The organism is Kitasatospora sp. NPDC001660, from assembly GCF_053596725.1.
On record NZ_JBSFGU010000058.1, the window covers coordinates 25,211 to 42,875 of the forward strand.

Below are 17,665 nucleotides of genomic sequence, written 5' to 3' on the forward strand. Positions count from 1 at the left end.
GCAACGTGGAGCCGTTAGTGTGGTGCGCCATCCGGTTGCCGTTCACCGGCTGTGTCCACCGAGAACTGGGGCCCGCGCACTCGATGACCGTCTACAGCCACCAGAGCGGCTTCACCGCTGCCAGGCCGCCCGCCTATCCGCGCCACCTGGTCACCGCCGTGATCGTCTCGCACGACGGCGCCCGCTGGCTGCCGCAGGCCCTGGCCGGCCTGCTCGGCCAGGACCGCCAGGTCCAGCGGGTGCTCGCCGTCGACACCGGGTCCACCGACAGCTCCCCGCAGCTGCTCGCCGACACCCTCACCGACTGGCTGCCGGAGAGCGGCCCGCTGATCCTCGGCCGCCGGGCCGGCTTCGGCACGGCCGTCGCCGAGGCCGTCTTCAACAGCCCGCCGCTGCGTCCGGAGGACCTCCCGTACCGGCTCGACCCGTCCGGCTACGACCCGGTCACCGGCGGCTGGGACGACTTCGGCGACCCGCTCGCCCAGGAGGACGACCTCGGCCGCGGCGGCCCGCGCGAGACCCGGCCGGTCGAGTGGCTCTGGCTGCTGCACGACGACTGCGAACCGCAGACCGACGCGCTGCGCCGCCTGCTCCAGGTCGCCGACTCCACCCCGAGCGCCGCCGTCGTCGGCCCCAAGCTGCGCAGCTGGTACGACCGCCGCCAGCTGCTGGAGGTCGGCGTCACGATCGCCCGCTCCGGCCGCCGCTGGACCGGCCTCGACCGCCGCGAGCAGGACCAGGGCCAGCACGACCAGGTCCGCCCGGTGCTCGCCGTCTCCTCCGCCGGCATGCTGGTGCGCCGGGACGTCTTCGAGGAGCTCGGCGGCTTCGACAAGGCGCTGCCGCTGATGCGCGACGACGCCGACTTCTGCTGGCGCGTCAACGCCGCCGGCCACCGCGTGGTGGTCGCCCCCGACGCCGTGCTGCGGCACGCCGAGGCGGCCAGCCGTGAGCGCCGCGCCATCGACTGCGGCGCCTCCCACCCGCACCGGGTGGACAAGGCCGGCGCCGTCTACACCCTGCTCGCCAACTGCAAGGGTGCGCTCTTTCCCTACGTCCTGCTGCGCCTGGTGCTCGGCACCCTGGTGCGGGCCGTCACCAACCTGCTGGGCAAGGACCCGCGCCAGGCCTTCGACGAACTCGCCGGGCTCGGCCACGAACTCGTCCGGATGCCGAGACTGTTGGCCGCACGCAAACGCCGCGCCCGGACCAGGGCCGCCGATGCGCTGGACGACCGCTCGCTCTTCCCGGCGCCCGGCGCGACCACCCGGCTCGCGGTCGAGGGCGTCATCAGCTCGCTGGGGATAGGGGGATCGGACGACTCCGTCGGCCGGCACGGATCGGCCGAGGCCGGCGGCGACGACGACGCCGAGGACCTGGTCGTCGAGCAGTTCGCCCTGCTCAAGAAGCTCGCCCGACGCCCAGCGCCCGTCCTGTTCGCGGCCCTGCTGGTGTTCGCCCTGGTGGCCTGCCGTGCCCTGATCGGCAGCGGCGACCTGTTCGGCGGCGCCCTGCTGCCGGCCTCCGACGGCGCCGGCGGCCTGTGGTCGATGTACGCCGACGCCTGGCACCCGATCGGCACCGGCTCCACGGCCGCCGCACCGCCGTACCTCGGCGTGCTCTCCGTCCTGTCCTGGATCCTGTTCGGCCACGCCAACCTCGCGATCACCCTGCTGTTCGTGCTGACGGTGCCGCTCGCCGCGGTCAGCGCCTACCTGGTCTCCCGTCCGCTGCTGGACTCCAAGCTGGTCCGCGCGTGGGCCGGCGCCACCTACGCGCTGCTGCCCGCCGCGACCGGCGCGCTCGCGCAGGGCCGCCTCGGCACCGCCGTCCTCGCCGTCCTGCTGCCGCCGCTGGCCCGCGCCGCCGCGATCACGGCCGGCCTCGGCATCCGCGACGAGAGCGCCGCCAAGGGCGCCCGTCCGGGCTGGCGGCCGGTCTGGATGACCGTCCTGCTGCTCACCCTGGCCACCGCCTTCGTCCCGCTGACCTGGGCGCTCGCGGTGCCGCTCTGCCTGGCCACGCTCGTCGTCGCGGTCGTCCGCGGCGGAGCCTTCGGCTCCGGCGGCACGGCGCTGCGGCTGCTCGGCCTGCGCGTCCTCGTGGTGCTCGCGGTGCCGGTGGCGGTGCTCGCGCCGTGGTCGCTGAAGGTGCTGTCGCACCCGCAGTCGCTGCTGCTGGAGGCCGGCCTGCCGGGCCTGCACGGCCGTGGCGCGAGCGCGTTCGGCCTGGTGCTCGTCAACCCGGGCGGCGCCGGCGTGCCGCCGGTGTGGCTGTCGGCCGGTGTCGTGCTCGCCGCGCTCGCCGCGCTGCTGCGCGCCGACCGCCGCCGCGCGGTGCTCGCCGCGTGGGGCGCGGCCGGTGCGGGCATGGTCTTCGCCGTCGCCGTGGCCGGCACCTCGGTGACCCCCGCCTCGGGCGGCCCGACCGTGCCCGCCTGGGCCGGGCCGGCCACCCTGATCGCCGGAATCGCCCTGCTGGCCGCCGCCGCGATCGGCGCCGACGGTGCCAACGCCCGCGTGGCCGGCATCGCCTTCGGCTGGCGCCAGCCGGTCGCCGCCCTGGTGGTGGCCGCCGCGGCGCTCGCCCCGCTGGGCACCGGCCTCTGGTGGGCCGTGACCGGCGCGGACGGTCCGCTGCACCGCGCCGACGCGAGCCAGGTGCCCGCGTTCATCGCGGAGGAGGCCGGCACCACCGACCGCTCCCGCACCCTGGTCGTGACCGGGGACAAGAGCGGCGGAGCCGTCCGCTACACCGTGGTCCGCGGCGCCGGTCTGACGCTCGGCCAGTCCGAGTCCACCGTCGACCCGGCGACGGGCACCCAGGACGGCCTGAACAAGGCGGTCGGCAGCCTGCTGGCCGGCTCCGGCGCGGACCAGGCCGGCGCCCTGTCGGGCTACGGCATCGCGTACGTGCTGGTCGAGCGGCCCGCGATCGACGCCTTCAAGGACGTCCTGGACGCCACCCCCGGCCTGGTCAAGGCCAACCAGGACGGCGACGCCGCGCTCTGGCAGGTCGACGGCGCCCCGGCGGTCCGCGCGGTGATCACCGCCCCCGGCGCGGCTCCCGTCGTCGTCCCGTCCGGCGCCCGCGACATCGACACGACCGTCGCGGCCGGCCCGGACGGCCGGGTGCTGCGGCTCGCCGAGAGCGCCGCCCCCGAGTGGAAGGCCACCCTGGACGGCACCACGCTGGAGCCCACCACGGTCGACGGCTGGGCGCAGGGCTTCAAGCTCCCGGCGGGCGGCGGCAAGCTGTCCGTCACCCGCGGGGACAGCCCGCTGCACACCGGCTGGATCTGGGCGCAGGTGGTGCTCGGCCTGACCATCCTGGTGCTCGCCCTGCCCGGCCGCCGCAGCAACAAGGACGACGACCTGCCCGAGGACGTGGTGGCCGCCGCCGCCCTGGCCGCCGCGGCCCAGGCGCAGGCCCCCGCCCCCGGCAGCCGCCGGGCCCGCCGGATGGCCGAGCGCGGCGAGGGCGCCGAGCCGGGCACCGAGGACACCGGGGTGTACGAGGGCGCCGTCCCGACGCAGCCCACCGCCGATCCGGTGACGGAGGCCGCCCAGGCGGCGGCCGCCGCCCAGGACACCGAGCCGTACACGGACCCGTACCAGACGTACCAGCAGGCCGACCCGTACAGCTACGACCCCTACGCCGCACAGCAGCCGGCGGCCACGCCGTACGGCGGTCAGGCCCACTCCCATCAGGGCTACGAGCAGCAGGGCTACCAGCAGCCGTACTCCCAGCAGGGGTACGAGCAGCAGGGCTACGAGCAGCCGTACCCGCAGGACCCCCAGTACGGCTACGACCCCTACCAGCAGACAGAGCACCAGCAGCCGTGGGTGCCGGGGCAGCCGCAGGCCGAGCCCTACTACGACCCGAACGACCCCAACGGAACGGGCCGGTACCCGCACCACCACGGATCGGGGAGCTGACCCGCGATGAAGAAGCCCTCCTTCGGGAAGAAGTCCGCGCCCGCCGAGGCCGAGGAGACCGGCTACACCCCGCCGGAGCCGGCCGAAGCCCCCGGCACGGACGGGGCCCCGGCGCCGGCCCGCCCCGCCGGGCGCTCGGGCGCCGGCCGGACGACGCCGTCGCTGCTGGCCGCCGCGGCCGTGCTCGCCGTCGTGTTCGGCATCGCCGAGGTCCGCCCGCCGGCCGCCCCCGCGACCGGTGACACGGGCGCCACGGCGACCACCGCGCAGGTCGAGCGGACGGCGGCGGTCTGCCCGCAGCCGATCCAGGGTCTGACCGGCTCGACCACGCTCACCGCCTACACCCCGCCCGGCACCGGCAACGCCACCGGCGGGGCCGGCTGGCTCGCCGACGCCAACGCGCCCGCGGCACCCCCCACCGCCGCACCGTCGGCCCCGGCCACGCCCGCACCGCCGGCCCCCACGACCCCGGCACCGGCCGGCTCGGCCGGCCCCGACAAAGGCGGCGCGCCCGCCGACGCCCGGCTGACGCTGGCCAAGCCCGGCACCCCGGTGTCCGCCCCCGCCGCCAACGCCGACACCGCGCCCGGTACCGGGGCCGTCGCCACCGGCGCCCTCGCCCCCGGCTTCACCGTCACGCAGACCACCACGGTCACCGAGCAGCGCGGCCTCGGCCTGTCCGGCGTCACCTGCACCCCGGCCGGCACCAGCTTCTGGTTCGCCGGGGCCAGCACCGCGGGCGACCGGACGGACTACCTCAGCCTGGTGAACACCGAGTCCGCCGCCGCCGTCGTCGACATCAAGCTCTACGGCGACAAGGGCCCGATCGACAACGACGCCGCCAACGGCATCACCGTCGCCCCCAACAGCTCCCAGTCGATCCTGCTGCCGACGCTGACCAAGGGCGCGGTCACCGACCTCGCCGTGCACGTCGTGGCCCGCAGCGGCCGGCTCGGGGCGTTCCTGCACGCCGCCGACGGAAACAAGGGCGCCGACTGGATCCCGGCCTCCGTCGAGCCCGCCCCCACCCAGGTGCTGCCCGGCCTGCCCGCCGACACCGCGGCCGCCCGCCTGGTCGTCTGGGCGCCGCCGGAGGACGACGCCGACCTGAAGATCCAGATCTCCGGCAAGAACGGCTGGTTCACCCCGGCCGGCAACGAGTCGATCCACGTCAAGGCGGGCATGGTCGCCGCCGTCGACCTCGGGAAGATCACCCGGGGCGAGGAGCCCGGCGGCCTGCGGCTGTCGCCCAGCGACGACAAGCACCCCACCGCGGTCGTCGCCGCAGTCCGGGTCGACCGGGCCGGCTCGAACGGCAAGACCGACGCGGCCTGGCTCACCGGCAGCGCCCCCGTCGGCGCCCGCGCCACGGTGGCCGACGACCGGGCCGGCGCGTCCACCCTGTTCCTGACCTCCACCGGCGACGCCGCCACCGTCCACGTCACCGCCTCGGCGGGCACCAGCGGCGGCACCCCGGTGACCAAGGACGTCCAGGTGCCGGCCGGTGCCACCGTCGCCGTCCCGGCGCCCGAGCCCGGCGGGCTGAACGGCTCCTTCGCGCTCACCGTGGAGACCGCCTCCGGCGGCCCGGTGGTGGCCGCCCGGATGCTCGCGCTCCCCGCCAAGGACGTGCCGATGTTCACCATCCAGGCGCTGCGCGACGACCACAGCACCGTCAAGGTCCCGCAGGCCTCCCAGGACCCGGGCGTCGTCCTGCGCTGACCGGGCGTCCCGGGGGCCCGCGGGCCCCGGGACGTCAGTCCTCGTCGTAGCGCGGGTCGATGGCGTCCGGCGACAGCCCGAGCAGCTCGGCCACCTGCTCGATCAGGATCTCGTGCACCAGCGCCGCCCGGTCCTCCCGGGTCTTCGCCCGGATCTCCACCGGCCGCCGGTACACCACGATCTGGCTCTTGCGGCCCTGTTGGCCGGGCGACACCCGCCCCAGCGGCACGCCGTCCTCGGAGTCCGTGCCGTCCGCCTCGTGCAGCGGCACCTCCTGGACGGCGAACTCCACCTCGATCAGCTGCGGCCAACGCCGTTCCAGCCGTTCCACCGACTCGCGCACGTAGTCGTCGAACAGTTCGGATCGGGTGAGCGAGATCGGCACCTGGGGCGGCGCCAGCGGGCCGCGCAGCCCCCTGCCGTGCCGGTCGCGGTGCCGGGGGCGGCGCGAGGGTCCCGTCGATGACTGCGGTGCAGAGCTGTCCATATCACTGCCGAGGGTAGTCCTTGGGCGGTCGGAAGTGGACCACTCCGGCAGGGAAACGCCCGGGGCGAGGGGCGCACACCCCCGGGCGCGCGGCGCGACACGTCACACCTCCCGGGCAGGCGGTCTTCGCTCCCCGGCGGGGAGTGCTGTACCGTCCACCCTCGTGAGCTCTGTACGTCGTTGTTCGCGGACCGCGTGCGGCCGGCCGGCCGTCGCGACGCTGACGTACGTCTACGCGGATTCCACCGCCGTCCTGGGCCCGCTCGCCACCTACGCCGAACCGCACTGCTACGACCTGTGCGCCGAGCACGCCGAGCGCCTCACCGCCCCGCGCGGCTGGGAGGTCGTCCGGCTCGCCGCCGAGGCCGGGCCGCTGCGCCGCAGCAGCGACGACCTGGAGGCCCTCGCCAACGCCGTCCGCGAGGCCGCCCGTCCGCAGACCCCCCGTCAGGGCCGCGCCTCCGAGGGCGAGTCCACCGAGGGCGGCCGCCGCGGCCACCTGCGGGTCCTGCGCTCGCCCGACAACTGACGGCTCACCCCGCACGGGACGTTCGTCCGGCACAGGTACGCTGCCCGTCTACCGTCACCGCGCACCGTCGACCGAACGGGCGGTGACCCCGACGTATCGTGAACGATCAGTACAGAGACCAGGGTGGAGCCGCAGTGCGCGACCTCAAGCAGCTCGTGAAGGCGTACGACGTCCGAGGCGTTGTCCCGGACCAGTGGGACGAGAGCCTGTCCCGGGCCTTCGGTGCCGCCTTCGTCCAGGTCACCGGCGCGACCGCGATCGTGGTCGGCCACGACATGCGGCCCTCCTCCCCGTCGCTCAGCCGGGCCTTCGCCGAGGGTGCAGCGGCCTACGGCGCCGACGTCGTCCAGATCGGCCTCTGCTCGACCGACCAGCTCTACTACGCCAGCGGCAAGCTCGACCTGCCCGGCGCGATGTTCACCGCGAGCCACAACCCCGCCCAGTACAACGGCATCAAGCTGTGCCGGGCCGGCGCCGCCCCGGTCGGCCAGGACACCGGCCTCGCCGAGATCCGCGAGCTGGTCGAGTCCTGGACCGGCGAGGACGACACCGTCACCGTCCCCGCCCAGGACGTGAAGCCCGGCGCGCTCTCCGAGCAGGAGACCCTGCGCGGCTACGCCGACCACCTGCTCGGCCTGGTCGACCTCACCGCGATCCGCCCGCTCAAGGTCGCCGTCGACGCCGGCAACGGCATGGGCGGCCACACCGTGCCGACCGTCTTCGACGGCCTGCCGATCGAGCTCGTCCCGATGTACTTCGAGCTGGACGGCACCTTCCCCAACCACGAGGCCAACCCGCTCGACCCGAAGAACCTGGTCGACCTCCAGGCCAAGGTGCGCGAGGTCGGCGCCGACCTCGGCCTCGCCTTCGACGGCGACGCCGACCGCTGCTTCGTCGTCGACGAGCGCGGCGAGCCGGTCTCCCCGTCCGCCATCACCGCCCTGGTCGCGGCCCGCGAGATCGCCCGCGCCAAGGCCGCCGGCGAGGCCGAGCCGACCATCATCCACAACCTGATCACCTCCTGGACCGTCCCCGAGGTGGTCCGCGAGCTCGGCGCCACCCCGGTGCGCACCCGGGTCGGCCACTCCTTCATCAAGCAGGAGATGGCCGTCACCGACGCCGTCTTCGGCGGCGAGCACTCCGCCCACTACTACTTCCGCGACTTCTGGCGCGCCGACACCGGCATGCTCGCCGCCCTGCACGTGCTCGCCGCCCTCGGCGGGCAGCCGGGCACGCTGTCCGAGCTCACCGCCGAGTACGACCGTTACGCCGCCTCCGGCGAGATCAACAGCACCGTCGCCGACCAGGCCGAGCGCTCGGCCGCCGTCCGCGCCGCCTACGCCGGCCTCGCGGGCACCACCGTCGACGAGCTGGACGGCCTCACCGTGGCCGGCCCGGACTGGTGGTTCAACCTGCGCGCCTCCAACACCGAGCCGCTGCTGCGCCTGAACGTCGAGGCCAAGGACCCGGCGAAGATGGCCGAGCTGCGCGACGGCGTCCTCGCGATCGTCCGCGCCTGACGCGCCTGAGCGCCGGCTCCCGCGCCTGAGCGCCGGCTCCCGCGCCTGAGCGGAAGCCGCGGTGCCCCGGCCGGTAGGGTTGCCTATCGGCCGGGGCACCGCCGCGCCACCTCCCGACTCTTGGAGAGCCCCTTGAAGCTCGAATCCTTCCTGCTGGAGATCCTGGTCTGCCCGCAGTGCCGGGCCGCGCTCGCCGAGGCCGGCACCGAGGAGCAGCCCGAGCTGGTCTGCACCGGCGCGGACTGCGGCCTCGCGTACCCGGTCCGCGACGGCATTCCGGTCCTCCTGGTGGACGAGGCCCGCCGCCCGGCCTGATCCTTGGGGCGAAGCCCCACCCGCAGCCCAGTGCCCCACCGGGACAGCAGCCGACAGCAGACGGAGGCCCGCCGCATGCTCGACGACACCCTGCTCGACGACCCGGCCGCCCTCCAGCGCGCCGACCGCGACCGCGCCCTGCTCGCCCTGGCCGGCTCCGGGGCGCGGGTCCGCACCGCGCTGCGGCTCGCCGACACGGCCGGCCTCGACCGGCTGCGGCCCGACGGCCGTCCGCGCGCCGTCCTCGTCGCGGGGCACGGCAGCGCCCTGACCGCGGGCGAGATCCTCGCCGCGCTGGCCGGCACCGGCTGCCTCGTCACCCCGCTGCCGGCCGTCGACGTCACCGCCCCGCGCGCCGACCGGGGCGGCGCCCCGCCCGTCTTCACCTCCGGGCTCGGCTGGCAGCTGCCCGGCTGGGCCGGGCCGCTCGACCTGCTGGTGATCAGCTCCGCCGACGGCGGCGAGCAGGGCCTGATCGGCCTCGCCGAGCAGGCCTACGCGCGCGGCTGCGCGATCGTCGTCACCGCTCCCGAGGGCAGCCCGCTCGCCGAGGCGGCCCTCCAGGTGCGGGCGCTGCCGCTGCCGTACGTGCCGTCCGCGCTGCCCGAGGACGGGCTGCCGGCCGGGCTCGCCGCCGAACCGGACCTGCCCGCCGAGGACCCGGGCGCGCTCTGGTCCCACCTGACCCCGCTGCTGGCGCTCGCCCAGAAGATCGGCGTCACCCAGCTGCCGTACGACGCGCTGCCGGCCACCGCCGACCTCCTCGACGCGACGGCCGTCCGCTGCCGCCCGGACGCCGCCGCGTACACCAACCCGGCCAAGGGCCTGGCCGCCCGGCTCGCCGGGACCGTCCCGCTGCTGTGGGCCGAGGGCGCGGTCGCGGGGGCCGTCGCCGTCCGCTTCGCCGCGCAGCTGGCCGACCGCGCCGGCCGCCCGGCGCTGGCCGGGCTGCTGCCGCAGGTGCTCACCGCGCACCGGGGCATGTTCACCGGCCAGCTGGGCGCGGGCGCCGACCCGGACGACTTCTTCCGCGACCGCGTCGAGGAACCGGACCCGCTGCACCTCCAGGTCCTGCTGCTGCGGCACACCCCGGGCGCGCCCGGCGGTCCGGTCGACGAGGACCAGGGCCCGGCCGAGGTGCCCGAGGACGACGAGGGCCCGCGCGGCTTCGGCGTCTCCCGGGCCCACCGCCTCGCCGCCGCCCACGACGTCCGGCTCACCGAGTACGCCAGCGCCCGGCCCGAGCCGCTGCACGCGCTCGCCGACCTCGTCGCGCTGACCGACTTCGCCGCCGTCTACCTGGGGCTCGCCGCCGCGCAGTCGTAGGGCCGCGCGGCTAGCGTGGGCGGCACGGGCGAGCGAGCTCGCCCGTCATCGAGAGGTGCGTGTGGACGCATGAGTACGGAAGGCGGTACGAAGGCGCTGGTCGCGGCGCTGTCGGCGAACCTGGCGATCGCGGTGGCCAAGTTCACCGCCTTCGGCATCACCGGGTCGTCGTCGATGCTGGCCGAGGGCGTCCACTCGGTGGCCGACTCCGGCAACCAGGTCCTGCTGCTGGTCGGCGGCAGGCGGGCGCGCAGGGCGGCGGACGAGGAGCACCCGTTCGGTTACGGCCGCGAGCGCTACGTCTACGGCTTTCTGGTGGCCATCGTGCTGTTCAGCGTCGGTGGCCTGTTCGCGGTCTACGAGGGCTGGCACAAGGTGAGCCACCCGAAGGCGCTGGACTCCTGGTACTGGGCGGTCGGCGTGCTGGTCTTCGCGATCGGGATGGAGGGCTGGTCCTTCCTGACCGCGGTGCGCGAGTCGGCGAAGGCCAAGGGCGGCCGGAGCTGGGTGCAGTTCATCCGCACCGCCAAGGCGCCGGAGCTGCCCGTGGTGCTGCTGGAGGACACCGGCGCGCTGATCGGCCTGGTGCTCGCGCTGATCGGCGTGTCACTCACCGTGATCACCGGGAACGGCGTCTGGGACGGCGTCGGCACCCTGGGCATCGGCGTCCTCCTGGTGCTGATCGCCGCGGTGCTCGCGCTGGAGACCAAGTCGCTGCTGCTCGGGGAGTCGGCCGACCGCGAGTCGGTGCGGCGCATCCGCGCGGCCCTGGTGGACGGCGATGCGGTCACCGGCGTGATCCACATGCGCACGCTGCACCTGGGCCCGGAGGAACTGCTGGTCGCCGCCAAGATCGCGGTCAACGCCGAGGACAGCGCCGCCCGGGTCGCGGCCGCCATCGACGCCGCCGAGGAGCGGGTGCGCGCGGCCGTCCCGATCGCCCGCGCGATCTACCTGGAGCCGGACGTCTACAGCGCCGCGAAGGCGGCGGCCGGCGCCGACCCGGCGGCCACCCCGGGCGGGCCGGGCCCCGAAAATCCGTAACCGGGAACGGCGGACGGGAGCACCGGTGTAGATTCGTCACCAGAGCCAGAACGTCGCTGCTGATGGCGGTCGATCGGCGGTCCGCACTCGTAGGGTGTGCCCCGGTCGAGGGAGAGAGGTCCTCCGACGGTTTGTGCTGCGCACAGGGAGCCGGTCCGGTACAGCGGGCCCGGCGGCCTCGGCGTGGCCGTGCACCCGTACGGCACCGCCGCGCTGCGACGCACACCCAGGACCTTGGCCTTGCCCCACCCCATCAGCGAGGAGCAGACGCATGTCGACCGACATCACCGGTGACTTCAAGGTCGCCGACCTTTCCCTGGCGCCGTTCGGCCGCAAGGAGATCCAGCTGGCCGAGCACGAGATGCCCGGCCTCATGTCGATCCGCGCCGAGTACGCCGAGTCGCAGCCGCTGGCCGGCGCCCGGATCACCGGTTCGCTGCACATGACCGTGCAGACCGCGGTGCTGATCGAGACCCTGACCGCGCTGGGTGCCGAGGTCCGCTGGTGCTCGTGCAACATCTTCTCCACCCAGGACCACGCGGCCGCGGCCATCGCGGTCGGCCCGGAGGGCACCCCGGAGAACCCGCAGGGCGTGCCGGTCTTCGCCTGGAAGGGCGAGACGCTGGAGGAGTACTGGTGGTGCACCGAGCAGGCGCTGACCTGGCCGGGCGGCAAGACCCCGAACATGATCCTCGACGACGGCGGTGACGCCACCCTCCTGATCCACAAGGGCGTCGAGTTCGAGAAGGCCGGCGCCGCGCCGGACCCGTCCACCGCGGACAACGACGAGTTCCGGATCATCCTCGAGCTGCTGAACCGCACGCTGAAGGAGACCCCGAACAAGTGGACCGAGGTCGCCGCCACGATCAAGGGCGTGACCGAGGAGACCACGACGGGTGTCCACCGCCTGTACGAGATGCACCGTGACGGCAACCTGCTGTTCCCGGCGATCAACGTCAACGACTCGGTGACCAAGTCGAAGTTCGACAACAAGTACGGCTGCCGCCACTCGCTGATCGACGGCATCAACCGGGCCACCGACGTGCTGATCGGCGGCAAGGTCGCGGTCGTGTGCGGCTACGGCGACGTGGGCAAGGGCTGCGCGGAGTCGCTGCGCGGCCAGGGTGCGCGCGTCATCGTCACCGAGATCGACCCGATCTGCGCGCTGCAGGCCGCGATGGACGGCTACCAGGTCGCCACGCTGGACGACGTCGTCGAGACGGCCGACATCTTCATCACCACCACGGGCAACAAGGACATCATCCTGGCGTCGCACATGGCGCGGATGAAGCACCAGGCGATCGTCGGCAACATCGGCCACTTCGACAACGAGATCGACATGGCGGGCCTGGCGCAGCTGCCGGGCGTCGTGAAGACCGAGGTCAAGCCGCAGGTCCACGAGTGGCGCAAGGAGGACGGCCGCACCATCATCGTCCTCTCCGAGGGCCGTCTGCTGAACCTGGGCAACGCGACCGGTCACCCGTCGTTCGTGATGTCGAACTCGTTCGCGAACCAGACGATCGCGCAGATCGAGCTGTTCACGAAGACCGAGCAGTACCCGATCGGCGTGTACGTGCTGCCGAAGCACCTGGACGAGAAGGTCGCCCGGCTGCACCTGGACGCGCTGGGCGTGAAGCTCACGACGCTGACCCAGGAGCAGGCCGACTACATCGGTGTCCCGGTCGAGGGCCCGTACAAGTCGGAGCAGTACCGCTACTGATGCGGTGACAGGCGTACGCCGGTGGCCGGCACCCCCCGTGGGTGCCGGCCACCGGTGCGTTGAGGCCGTCGGTCAGCGGATGACGTCGGTCGTCCAGGTCGACGGGTCGGCCCCGGTGGGGTGCACCATCCGGGTCAGGCCCTCCAGCCCCCCGAACCGGTCGAGCAGCGGCTCGCTGCCGCCCTCCGTCGTCGCGCAGATCTGCAGGTTCTGCTCCTGCCGGCAGACCGTCCGGTACTTCCCGAAGCGCAGATCGCCCACCGGGGCCACGATGAATCCGATGTTCATCTCGCCGATGGAGAAGGAGGCGCCCGCACTCCACGGCTGCCCGGCCGCAGGACGGGTCAGATCGGCTTCGGTCGGCCGGAGGCCCTCCGGCAGCCCCGACAGCCAGAACGGCAGTGCGACGGGCCACTCGCCGGCCTGGACGTCGGCCGCGACCCGAAGCAGCACGTCATCGGGGACCTCGCCGCCGCGCGGGCGGTTCGACACCAGCTGCGCCCAGCGGCCGGAGGGGGTCTGCCAGCGCAGGATCCGCTGGCTGCTGTCGAACGTCGGATGGGTCGGGTCGGTCACCCAGTACGCCGTCCGGCCGTTGACGGCGGGAGCCGGCTCCTTCTCCTGCTTCGTCACCGACGAGTCGACCAACTGGGGCTCGGGGCCGGCCGGGTAGACGACGAGATCAAGGTGCCGCCCCGACAGGCCGCCCTGGCCGGCTCGGGTGATGACCGTCTCTCCGGTTGCCTGGTACCCGATGTCGCGCGCCGGGTCCAGCCAGTCGGGGAGCCAGCCGAATTTGCCGCCGACGACCAGCGGGTTGGTCGGGCTGCCGACCGGGGGCACGGTGGGGTCGGGGCCGGGACGCTCCCTGGGCGTGGCCGCCGGCAGCAGCCGGGTCGGGTGCGCGGTGCCGCCTCCTGGGGCCAGCAGCAGGACGGCCGTGACTGTGGCCGCCGTCATGGCGGCCAGCGTGCCGACCGCCGCCCGGCGTCGTCGGCGCAGCCGGGCCCGCCCACGGACGATGGAGGTGGTGACGTCGAAGGCGGCCGGTGGCGCCGGAGCATCGGCCAGGGCCGTCAGGCGGGAGGCCAGCTCGTCGTGTTCGGTGGTGGTCATGACGTCCTCTCTGCGACGGCGGGGCGGGTGGCGAGCCTGGTGCGGAGGGCGTCCAGGCCGCGCGAGCTCTGGCTCTTCACGTTGCCGGCGGAGCAGCCCAGGGCCTCGGCGGCCTGTTCGACGGTCAGGTCGCAGTAGTACCGGAGGACGACCGTGGCACGTTGGCGCGGTGGGAGCGCCGCCAGGGCCTGGCGCAGGTCCAGCGAGGCGTCCAGGTCGACGCTGCCGGCGACCGTCTCGGGCGTGGCTTCCGTACGGATCGTGCGGCGCCACCACGAGGTGCGCTGCTCGCCCAGGAACACGTTGACCAGCACTCGCCGGGCGTAGCCGTCGACGTTCTCCATCCGGGCGGCCTTCGACCAGTTCACGTACAGCTTGGTGATGGTCTCCTGCACCAGGTCGTCCGCCCGGTGCCAGTCCCCGCACAGCAGATAGGCGACCTTCCGCAGCCAGCCGCTCCTGGAGGCCACGTACTCCGTGAACTCCGCGTCGTGTGTCTGCTTCGCCATCTGCACCCCCCTTCGTCGCGTCGGCGGCGCCTCTCCCGCGCCGCCCGCCTCCCTAATGCGGGCGCCGGGCCGGAAGGTTGCATGCCAATCCGTCACGGGCGGCCACGTAGGCTTCGGGCATGCCCAACGGCCGGTACTCGCTCCATGACACCCACGACCACGTGCTGCTCGGCGAGGAGCGGTTCAGCTGCGCTCCCGGGCCGGCCGGCTGGCGGTACGTCTCCAAGACCTACGCCCCGGACGGCCGGGTGACCGGCACCGTCGACCTCACGCTGGACTCGCGCGCGCGGCCACTGCGGATGGAGCTGAAGGCGGGCGGGTGGCAGGTCCGCGGCGGGGCGGTGGACGGCGTGGCGTGGGTGCGTACGGACGCGGCCGACCCGGGTGGCGAGCACGCGGTGGAGGGGCACGACCGCGCCCACGGGTTCACCGGGCGCTCGCCGGCCTTCCTGGTCGCGACCGCCCGGCTGCTGCGGCTGCGGGAGGGGGCGAGCGCGCGGGTGCGGCTGGTGGCGTTCACCGAGCCGGTGCTGGCGCCGCGCACCTTCGACCAGGGCTGGCTGCTGGAGGGAACCGACACGCACCCGACCGACTCCGGCCCGCTGCTCGTCGAGCGGTACCAGGTGGCGGACCTGGAGACGGGGGAGCAGCAGGTGGTGCACCTCGCCGGGGACGTGGTGCTGGCGGCGGACGGGATCGAGCTGGAGGAGCTGGAGTCGTCGCCGAACGCCTGGCCGGTGGAATTCGGGGGGTAGCGCGCAGGTCAGGCGGGCGGGGCGAAGCCCATGTCGTTGGGTTGGGCGGTGGTGGTCGCCGTGGCCGGAGCCGACGGCGCGGCGGGGGCCGCGGGCGCCGGGGCCGCGGGTGCCGCCGGGGGTATCGGAGCGGGTGGAGCTGCCTGCGGAGTGTGGAAGGTCTGTGGGGCGGCCATCGGCCCGTACCCCTGGGCCCGCGTCCACTCCCGCCGCTGGCGCTCGGCGAGCACGGCGCCGAGGTAGGCGGCCGGGTGCAGCCCCTGCGGCACCGCGTGGCTCGTCCTGGCGGCGAGGTCGGCGGCCAGCCGGGCGGACATCCGGTGCGCCACGGCCGGGTCCAGCTGGCCGATCCGGCCCAGCAGTTGGCGGATCGCGAGCCAGAGCGGCTCGGGGACGGCCGACAGGTCCATCGCGACCAGCTCGCCGCCCATCGACTGCAGCAGCTGCGGGTGCACCGGCGGCAGCGCGACCGCCGTCCCGCCGCCGCCCGGGGCACGCTCGCGGACGACCAGTGTCCCGGCGAAGATGTCGCCCAGCCGCTTGCCGTCCGAGGACACCACCGAGCAGATCACCGCGGGCGCGCCGGTCAACGTGATCAGCTCGAAGAAGCCGGTCAGGCCGCGCACCAGTGCGTGCCGGAAGCGCACCGGACCGCCGTCGCCGCGCACCACCCGCAGGCCGAGCGCGGCCTTGCCGAGCGAACGCCCGTGGCTGAGCGTCTCGACCATCACCGGGACGCCGACCAGGAAGAACACCATCAGGCCGAGCATCACGGCGGTCAGCGCGGCGCCGTCGATGCCCGAGAGCGTGATGCTGAGGACCAGCGAGGTGATCAGCAGGGCGGCGAACTCCACGGCCAGGTCGATCGCGACCGCCAGCGCCCGGCTCGGAAGCTTCGCCGCGCGCAGGCCGAGGACGACCGCCTCACCCGTCACCAGGTCGCTCAAGACATCCGTCCGTTCACGCTCGTTGAGGTCGCCGAGGTGGATGACGTCGTGGTGGGAGACATCCCGGACCGGCCCCCGCGACCCGCTCTCTGCCGTCCGATCCGCAGTCGCCAACATACGGCGCCCGGTGCTCGCACGGGAAGTGAGATCCCGGGGGCCGCGGCGTCGGTCCGTCCTGGCATGCTGGGCCCGCACGTGTCCGTACGTATGCCCGCCCGACCGCCCGCCCCGCGCGGGGGCGCCCCGCACCCCGCGCCCCGCGCGGGGGCGCCCCGCACCCCGCGCCCCGCGTCGACCATGGAGCCGCCGCATGGACCTGGACGTCTTCGTCGCCACCCACCAGGGGGAGTGGAACCGGCTGGACGCCCTCGCCCGCAAGCGCCGGCTCAGCGGGGAGGAGGCGGACGAGCTGGTCACCCTCTACCAGCGGGCCACCGGCCACCTCGCCAAGATCCAGGCCGCGGCGCCCGATCCGACGTTGGTGGGCCGGCTGACCGCACTGGTCTCCCGCGGGCGGGCCGCCGTCACCGGCACCCGCAGCAGCGGCTGGCAGGACGTCGCGCGCTACTACACCGTGAGCTTCCCGGCCGCGCTGTACCGGTCGCGCCGGTGGTGGCTGCCGGTCGCGGTCGTCTCGCTGATCGCCGCCGCGGTGATCGCCTGGTGGGTGGCCAACCACCCCGAGGTCCGCAACAGCGTGGCCTCGCCGGAGATGCTGCGCGAGATGACCCGCCCCGGCGGGGAGTTCGAGGCGTACTACTCGGACCGCCCGGCGAGCTCGTTCGCCGCGCAGGTCTGGACGAACAACGCCTGGATCGCCGCCAAGTGCCTGCTGTTCGGGATCGCGCTGGGCATCCCGGTGCTCTTCGTGATGTGGACGAACGTCCTCAACCTCGGCGTGGGCGTCGGGCTGATGGCCTCCGCCGGCCGGCTCGACGTCTTCCTCGGCCTGCTCATTCCGCATGGTCTGCTGGAGCTGACCGCAGTCTTCGTCGCCGGCGGTCTCGGCCTGCGCCTCGGCTGGACGGTCATCGACCCCGGTCCGCGCACCCGGACGATGGCGCTGGCGGAACAGGGCCGTTCCATCATCGGCATGGCCATCGGCCTGGCCACGGTGCTCGCGGTCTCCGGCGTCCTCGAAGCCTTCGTGACCCCGTCGGGCCTGCCCACATCGGCACGCATCTCGATCGGCGTCGTGGCGGAGGTCGCCTTCCTGCTCTACGCCCTGGTGCTGGGGAAGAAGGCCGCGGCGGACGGCGAGACCGGAGACCTGGACGCGGCCGATCGGGCGGACCTGCAGCCCGTCGCCGCCTGAGCCGATGTGATCAACAGGCCTCTGACCTGCTACTCTTCTCGCATCCCGGCCAAACCATTGACGTGGTGGGGGTGGGCTAGTAGGTTTGAACGGTTGGGACTGACTGGACAACGGTCAGGCCCAGGCGCTAGTGTCCACGACACCGCCGAATCGAGGCGAGCGCGTTTCACGAAATGCGCGCCCTCCGACGAAGCAAATCCCGCGAACTGAACGGTTCGAAAGCTTTGATAAGCTTCGGAGCGAAGTCGCAGGAAATCCCCCCAGCGGGAATCGGTTGAATGAAACTCCGGAAAACGGAGCGGAAAACATCTGGTAAGCTGGAAACATGAAAGAACGAAGCGCCCGGAGGGCCCGCTGGAAGGCGGTCCGAAGGAAGTGTCCGTTCCTTGAGAACTCAACAGCGTGCCAAAAGTCAACGCCAG

At 74.0% G+C, this 17,665-nt stretch carries 14 protein-coding genes; 10 read left to right on the top strand and 4 right to left on the bottom strand.

The window, feature by feature from the left end; all coding sequences use genetic code 11:
* Positions 1–5: 5 nt before the first annotated feature.
* Together ACWCXH_RS35180 and ACWCXH_RS35185 are read left to right on the top strand one after the other, a co-directional pair.
* Positions 6–3,938: a glycosyltransferase gene (locus tag ACWCXH_RS35180; protein WP_449805571.1), complete on the top strand. Its 3,933-nt coding sequence runs from the start codon at positions 6–8 to the stop codon at positions 3,936–3,938.
* 6 nt (positions 3,939–3,944) lie between these two features.
* A complete protein-coding gene (locus ACWCXH_RS35185) occupies positions 3,945–5,660 on the top strand; it encodes a DUF5719 family protein (RefSeq protein ID WP_449805572.1) in 1,716 nt (571 codons plus the stop codon).
* A gap of 34 nt (positions 5,661–5,694) precedes the next feature.
* On the opposite strand, the gene ACWCXH_RS35190 is transcribed toward ACWCXH_RS35185, so the two are convergent.
* Positions 5,695–6,147, bottom strand: coding sequence for a metallopeptidase family protein (locus ACWCXH_RS35190; RefSeq protein WP_449805573.1), 453 nt, complete (start codon positions 6,145–6,147; stop codon positions 5,695–5,697).
* A 163-nt stretch (positions 6,148–6,310) separates the two neighbouring features.
* On the opposite strand from ACWCXH_RS35190, the gene ACWCXH_RS35195 reads away from it, so the two are divergent.
* The 6 genes from ACWCXH_RS35195 (at position 6,311) to ahcY (ending at position 12,601) form a co-directional block, all read left to right on the top strand.
* Positions 6,311–6,676, top strand: coding sequence for a DUF3499 domain-containing protein (locus ACWCXH_RS35195; RefSeq protein ID WP_449805574.1), 366 nt, complete (start codon positions 6,311–6,313; stop codon positions 6,674–6,676).
* 134 nt (positions 6,677–6,810) lie between these two features.
* Entirely contained in the window at positions 6,811–8,196 is a 1,386-nt protein-coding gene (locus ACWCXH_RS35200; RefSeq protein ID WP_449805575.1) for a phosphomannomutase/phosphoglucomutase, read from the top strand.
* A gap of 132 nt (positions 8,197–8,328) precedes the next feature.
* On the top strand, positions 8,329–8,511 hold the full coding sequence (locus ACWCXH_RS35205; protein ID WP_449805576.1) for a Trm112 family protein: 183 nt from the start codon (positions 8,329–8,331) through the stop codon (positions 8,509–8,511).
* Between the two features lie 75 nt (positions 8,512–8,586).
* A complete protein-coding gene (locus ACWCXH_RS35210; protein ID WP_449805577.1) occupies positions 8,587–9,837 on the top strand; it encodes an SIS domain-containing protein in 1,251 nt (416 codons plus the stop codon).
* Positions 9,838–9,906: 69 nt separating this feature from the next.
* Entirely contained in the window at positions 9,907–10,881 is a 975-nt protein-coding gene (locus tag ACWCXH_RS35215; protein WP_449805578.1) for a cation diffusion facilitator family transporter, read from the top strand.
* A 271-nt stretch (positions 10,882–11,152) separates the two neighbouring features.
* A complete protein-coding gene (gene ahcY / locus ACWCXH_RS35220) occupies positions 11,153–12,601 on the top strand; it encodes an adenosylhomocysteinase (RefSeq protein WP_449805579.1) in 1,449 nt (482 codons plus the stop codon).
* Positions 12,602–12,673: 72 nt separating this feature from the next.
* On the opposite strand, the gene ACWCXH_RS35225 is transcribed toward ahcY, so the two are convergent.
* Both ACWCXH_RS35225 and ACWCXH_RS35230 read right to left on the bottom strand, forming a co-directional pair.
* Positions 12,674–13,717 carry a hypothetical protein gene (locus ACWCXH_RS35225; RefSeq protein ID WP_449805580.1) on the bottom strand — a complete coding sequence of 348 codons (1,044 nt, stop codon included), beginning with the start codon at positions 13,715–13,717 and terminating at the stop codon, positions 12,674–12,676.
* The gene (locus ACWCXH_RS35230; protein WP_449805581.1) at positions 13,714–14,226 is read right to left on the bottom strand and encodes a SigE family RNA polymerase sigma factor; all 513 of its coding nucleotides are present in this window, start codon (positions 14,224–14,226) and stop codon (positions 13,714–13,716) included. Before ACWCXH_RS35230 ends, ACWCXH_RS35225 begins: the two co-directional genes overlap by 4 nt.
* A 119-nt stretch (positions 14,227–14,345) precedes the next feature.
* Here ACWCXH_RS35230 and ACWCXH_RS35235 point away from each other — a divergent pair, with 119 nt between their 5' ends.
* Positions 14,346–14,981 carry a hypothetical protein gene (locus tag ACWCXH_RS35235; protein WP_449805582.1) on the top strand — a complete coding sequence of 212 codons (636 nt, stop codon included), beginning with the start codon at positions 14,346–14,348 and terminating at the stop codon, positions 14,979–14,981.
* 8 nt (positions 14,982–14,989) lie between these two features.
* Here ACWCXH_RS35235 and ACWCXH_RS35240 read toward each other — a convergent pair whose 3' ends face one another.
* On the bottom strand, positions 14,990–15,928 hold the full coding sequence (locus ACWCXH_RS35240; protein WP_449805583.1) for an RDD family protein: 939 nt from the start codon (positions 15,926–15,928) through the stop codon (positions 14,990–14,992).
* Between the two features lie 310 nt (positions 15,929–16,238).
* Here ACWCXH_RS35240 and ACWCXH_RS35245 point away from each other — a divergent pair, with 310 nt between their 5' ends.
* Positions 16,239–17,243 carry a stage II sporulation protein M gene (locus ACWCXH_RS35245; RefSeq protein WP_449805584.1) on the top strand — a complete coding sequence of 335 codons (1,005 nt, stop codon included), beginning with the start codon at positions 16,239–16,241 and terminating at the stop codon, positions 17,241–17,243.
* Positions 17,244–17,665 lie beyond the last annotated feature (422 nt).

Bases quoted from the DNA above. Each gene is read 5' to 3' on its own strand.
- ACWCXH_RS35185 (WP_449805572.1), top strand. From the start codon at position 3,945: ATGAAGAAGCCCTCCTTCGGGAAGAAGTCCGCGCCCGCCGAGGCCGAG.
- ACWCXH_RS35190 (WP_449805573.1), bottom strand. From the start codon at position 6,147: ATGGACAGCTCTGCACCGCAGTCATCGACGGGACCCTCGCGCCGCCCC.
- ACWCXH_RS35245 (WP_449805584.1), top strand. From the start codon at position 16,239: ATGGACCTGGACGTCTTCGTCGCCACCCACCAGGGGGAGTGGAACCGG.
- ahcY (WP_449805579.1), top strand. From the start codon at position 11,153: ATGTCGACCGACATCACCGGTGACTTCAAGGTCGCCGACCTTTCCCTG.
- ACWCXH_RS35225 (WP_449805580.1), bottom strand. From the start codon at position 13,717: ATGACCACCACCGAACACGACGAGCTGGCCTCCCGCCTGACGGCCCTG.
- ACWCXH_RS35215 (WP_449805578.1), top strand. From the start codon at position 9,907: ATGAGTACGGAAGGCGGTACGAAGGCGCTGGTCGCGGCGCTGTCGGCG.
- ACWCXH_RS35230 (WP_449805581.1), bottom strand. From the start codon at position 14,226: ATGGCGAAGCAGACACACGACGCGGAGTTCACGGAGTACGTGGCCTCC.
- ACWCXH_RS35235 (WP_449805582.1), top strand. From the start codon at position 14,346: ATGCCCAACGGCCGGTACTCGCTCCATGACACCCACGACCACGTGCTG.
- ACWCXH_RS35210 (WP_449805577.1), top strand. From the start codon at position 8,587: ATGCTCGACGACACCCTGCTCGACGACCCGGCCGCCCTCCAGCGCGCC.